The sequence below is a fragment of the Caulobacter sp. D5 genome (assembly GCF_003185805.1).
In the GTDB taxonomy this organism is placed as follows: Bacteria; Pseudomonadota; Alphaproteobacteria; order Caulobacterales; family Caulobacteraceae; genus Caulobacter.
This window is the reverse complement of record NZ_QHJY01000304.1, coordinates 1-4,233: the sequence shown is the minus strand read 5'-3', so window position 1 is coordinate 4,233 and position 4,233 is coordinate 1. Positions and strand designations below refer to the sequence as shown.

The 4,233-nt window shown below is 70.0% G+C and carries 4 protein-coding genes and 1 riboswitch; of the genes, 2 read left to right on the top strand and 2 right to left on the bottom strand.

Translation table 11 applies throughout. The annotated features are described in order from the left end of the window. Nucleotides 1-407, bottom strand: a 407-nt coding sequence (locus tag DMC18_RS18685; protein ID WP_146218133.1) for a response regulator transcription factor, incomplete at its 3' end; no start/stop codon positions are given. A 126-nt stretch (nt 408-533) separates the two neighbouring features. Beyond that, complete coding sequence (locus tag DMC18_RS18680) at nt 534-851, bottom strand: PepSY domain-containing protein (protein WP_110133196.1); 318 nt, start codon at nt 849-851, stop codon at nt 534-536. Between the two features lie 156 nt (nt 852-1,007). Next, nucleotides 1,008-1,223: riboswitch (cobalamin riboswitch) on the top strand. A gap of 113 nt (nt 1,224-1,336) precedes the next feature. Between DMC18_RS18680 and metE the strand changes: the two genes are divergently transcribed. Together metE and DMC18_RS18670 are read left to right on the top strand one after the other, a co-directional pair. Beyond that, nucleotides 1,337-3,670 carry a 5-methyltetrahydropteroyltriglutamate--homocysteine S-methyltransferase gene (gene metE, locus DMC18_RS18675; protein WP_110133195.1) on the top strand — a complete coding sequence of 778 codons (2,334 nt, stop codon included), beginning with the start codon at nt 1,337-1,339 and terminating at the stop codon, nt 3,668-3,670. A gap of 167 nt (nt 3,671-3,837) precedes the next feature. Then, nucleotides 3,838-4,179: an endonuclease domain-containing protein gene (locus DMC18_RS18670; protein WP_110120741.1), complete on the top strand. Its 342-nt coding sequence runs from the start codon at nt 3,838-3,840 to the stop codon at nt 4,177-4,179. Nucleotides 4,180-4,233: the final 54 nt, after the last annotated feature.

The following is a 4,233-nucleotide window of genomic DNA, read 5'->3' as shown; positions in this document are numbered from 1 at the left end:
GGGTCCAGCCGCAGGCCGCCGCAGGTCAGGCTCGGCGCGGCGTGGCCGGCCGAGCGCCGCAGCAGCGCCCGCAGGCGCGCCAGCAGTTCCTCGGTGTGGAAGGGCTTGGTCAGGTAGTCGTCGGCCCCGGCGTCGAAGCCGGCGACCTTCTCGCTCCAGGCGCCCCGGGCGGTCAGGATCAACACCGGCGTGGCGACGTTTCCGCGCCGCCAGCGCTCCAGCACCGACACCCCGTCCACCTTGGGCAGGCCAAGATCCAGGATCACCGCGTCATAGGGCTCGGTCTCGCCCAGGAACTGGGCCTCCTCGCCGTCGGCGGCGTGGTCGACGGCGTAGCCCGCGTCGGAGAGGGCCAGCTTCAGCTGGCGCGACAGGTCGGGATCGTCTTCGACGAGCAGGATGCGCATGTCTCGGGGAACTCCCTAGAGCCTGTCCGGTTCGGACGGTCCCGTCCGAACCGGATAAACAGGCTCGCAATCAAAAGGTGGAGCGTGACGAACGCCGAAATCGCTCATGGTCTCAGCCGTCACGCTCTACCCGCCGCTGAGGATGCGGCCGCTCTCGGCGTCGACGATGAAGTCGATGCGGCGGCCGTCCGTGGTCGCCCAGCGGATGCGGTAGTTGCGCCCTTCCAGGCCCGCGTCGAGCAGGCGGCCGGGGGTGCGGCGGGCGATGCTGTCGATGACCGCGCTCAGCGGCACCAGGCGGCCCGACTGCACGCCGCCACGCGCCTGGTCCTGCCGGGCGCGCCAGTCGGCGCCCAGCGAGTCCGGGCCGCGCTGGGCCAGAGCCGCGCCCGGGAGGGCGGCGACGATGGCGGCTGCGGCGAGTATGGCGCGGATCGGCTTCATGTCGTCCGGTTTAGAGGAGCACGGCTGAATGGAGACTGAACGCGGGGTTTATGAACGGTGTGCGACGTCCTGTCACGGGCCAAGCCCCGCTCGACCACAATCTGAAATCACATAAAGATATCTTTATGTCCTTGTTGACAATGCCGGCCGACCCAGGCTTGATAAGCGGGTCGTGGTCTGCGGACGTTTTGCGTCCAAAGCTAAGAGGGAAGCCGGTGTGAAACCGGCGCTGCCCCCGCAACTGTAAGCGGCGAGCGGCCGTCCGATACGTGTCACTGGTGCGCCGAACTCGACTCGGTGGCGCATCGGGAAGGCCAGGACGGCGGCGTCGACCCGCGAGCCAGGAGACCTGCCTCGACAGATAACGTCCTCCGGCGGGGTGCCCGGTCTGGTCGCTAGCTCCAGGCGCGGGTCGGCCAGCCCGTTCGCGCGCCTGCGCCTGCGCCCCGTCCAGCCTCCGTCACAATCGAGACAGAGGCTAAGAAATGACCGTCACCGTCGCCGCCCTCGGCTTTCCCCGCATCGGCCCCCAGCGCCGCCTGAAGACCGCCCTCGAAGCCCACTGGGCCGGCCGCCTCGACGCCGAAGGGCTTGAAGCCGAAGCCGCCGCCCTGCGCGCCCTGGCCTGGCGCCGCCAGGCCGACCTCGGGGTCGACCACGTCCCCAGCGGCGACTTCTCGCTCTACGACCACGTGCTCGACACCGCCGTCATGGTCGGCGCGATCCCTGCCGCCTACGGCTGGACCGGCGGCCCCGTGGACCTGCCGCTCTACTTCGCCATGGCGCGCGGGACGCAGGGCGCGCCGGAAACCTGCGGCCACGGCTGTTCGCACCAGACCGCGACCGGCCTGCCGGCGCTGGAGATGACCAAGTGGTTCGACACCAACTACCACTACCTCGCGCCTGAACTCGCCCCCGACCAGGCCTTCACCCTGGCCTCGACCAGGATCATCGACGCCTTCCTTGAGGCCAAGGCCCAGGGCGTCCACACCCGCCCGGTCATCCTTGGCCCCGTCACCTTCCTGAAGCTGGCCAAGTCGAAAGACCGCCACTTCCAGCCGCTGTCGCTGCTCAGCGCCCTGCTGCCGGTCTACGCCGAGCTGCTCCAGCGCCTGGCCGCCGCCGGCGCCGACTGGGTGCAGGTCGACGAGCCCTGCCTGGCGCTCGACCTCACCGACTTCGAGCGCGCCGAGATCCGCCGCGCCTACGGCGCCCTGACCCACGCCGCCCCGCGCATCAGCATCCTTCTGGCCAGCTATTTCGGGACCTATGGCGACAACCTCGCCACCGCCGCCAACCTGCCGGTCGAGGGCCTGCACCTGGATCTGGTCCGCGCCCCGGGCGATCTCGACGCCGTCCTGGCCCTGGCCCGCGACAGCCTCGTCCTGTCGCTGGGCGTCGTCGACGGCCGCAACGTCTGGCGCGCCGACCTCGAAGCCATCCTCGACCGCGTCGAGCCTGTCGTGTCCGCGCGCGGCCCCGACCGCGTGATCCTGGCCCCGTCCTGCTCGCTGCTGCACACCCCGCTCGACCTCGCCATCGAGACCGGCCTCGACCCGCAGGTCAGCCAGTGGCTCGCCTTCGCCGTCCAGAAGCTGGAAGAGCTGGCGATCCTCGCCAAGGCCCTCAACCAGGGCCGCGCCGCCGTCCGCGACCAGCTCGCCGCCTCCAGCGCCGCGCTCGCCTCGCGCAAGACCTCGCCGCTGATCCACGACGCCGCCGTCCAGGCCCGCGCTAGCGCCCTCGTCCCGGCCGACGCGACCCGCGCCACGCCCTTCGCCGAGCGCATCGCCCTGCAGCAGGCCAGGCTCTCCCTGCCGCCCCTGCCGACCACCACCATCGGCTCGTTCCCGCAGACCGCCGCCGTCCGAGCGGCCCGCGCCGCCCACGCCAAGGGCCAGCTGCCCGACGCCGACTACCAGGCCTTCCTGCGCGCCGAGACCGCCCGCGCCGTCGCCTGGCAACAGGAGATCGGCCTAGACGTGCTGGTCCACGGCGAGTTCGAGCGCAACGACATGGTGCAGTATTTCGGCGAGCGCCTGACCGGCTTTACCTTCACCAAGCACGCCTGGGTGCAGTCCTACGGCTCGCGCTGCGTGCGCCCGCCGATCATCTACGGCGACGTCTCGCGCCCTGAGCCCATGACGGTCGAGTGGTGGGCCTACGCCCAATCCCTCACCGCCCGTCCCATGAAGGGCATGCTGACCGGCCCGGTCACCATCCTGCAGTGGTCGTTCGTCCGCGACGACATTCCCCGCTCGCAGACCTGCCGCCAGATCGCCCTGGCCGTCCGCGATGAGGTCGTCGATCTCGAAGCCGCCGGCGCGGCGATCATCCAGATCGACGAGGCCGCCCTGCGCGAGGGCCTGCCCCTGCGCCGCGGCGACTGGGGCGCCTACCTGGCCTGGGCCGTCGAGGCCTTCCGCATCGCCGCCTCGGGCGTCCGTCCCCAAACCCAGGTTCACACACACATGTGCTATTCGGAGTTCAACGACATCATCGCCGCCATCGGCGCCATGGACGCCGACGTCATCTCCATCGAGACCGCCCGCTCGAAGATGGAGCTGCTCGACGCCTTCGAGGCCTACGCCTACCCGGCCCAGATCGGCCCCGGCGTCTACGACATCCACGCCCCCCGCAGCCCCGGCGCGGCCGAGATGGCCGACCTGCTGGCGAAAGCCGGCCAGCGCCTGTCGTCGTCGCAGCTCTGGGTCAACCCCGACTGCGGCCTGAAGACGAGGCGCTGGGAAGAGGTGGAGCCGGCGCTCGCCAACATGGTTGCGGCGGCTAAGGCGGCGCGGGCGGCGCTCAGCGCCTGACCGACAAGGGGCGCGCCAAACCGGTGCGCGCCCCAACCAAACCCTCTCTCTTAGAGAGAGGGAGGGGCCCGCCGCGAAGCGGTGGGAGGGTGAGTGGTTTCGCCGCCTGCAGGAAAATCCCGATTCCTCTGCTTGAGAGCGAGGGAAAGCCGCTCTCATGCTTTTGCATGGACAGGACCGCCTACGCCCGCCGCCTTCGCCAAAGCCAGACCTTGGCGGAGAAGACGCTATGGGCGCTCGTCCGCAACCGCCGCCTCGCCGGCTTCAAGTTCATGCGGCAGATTGCGATCGACCGCTATTTCGCGGACTTCGTCTGCAAGGCGGGCAAGCTAGTCGTGGAGCTCGACGGCGCTGCGCATGACGGCCGCGAGGACTATGACGACCGTCGCACCGATACGCTGGAACGACTGGGATATGTGGTCTTGAGATTCCGCAACGAGCAAGTCCTGGCCGATCCCGGCGGGACAGCCGACGACATCCTGACCGCGCTCCGATCGGCCAGACCGTAACCACTCACCCTCCCATCGCTACGCGATGGGCCCCTCCCTCTCTCTAAGAGAGAG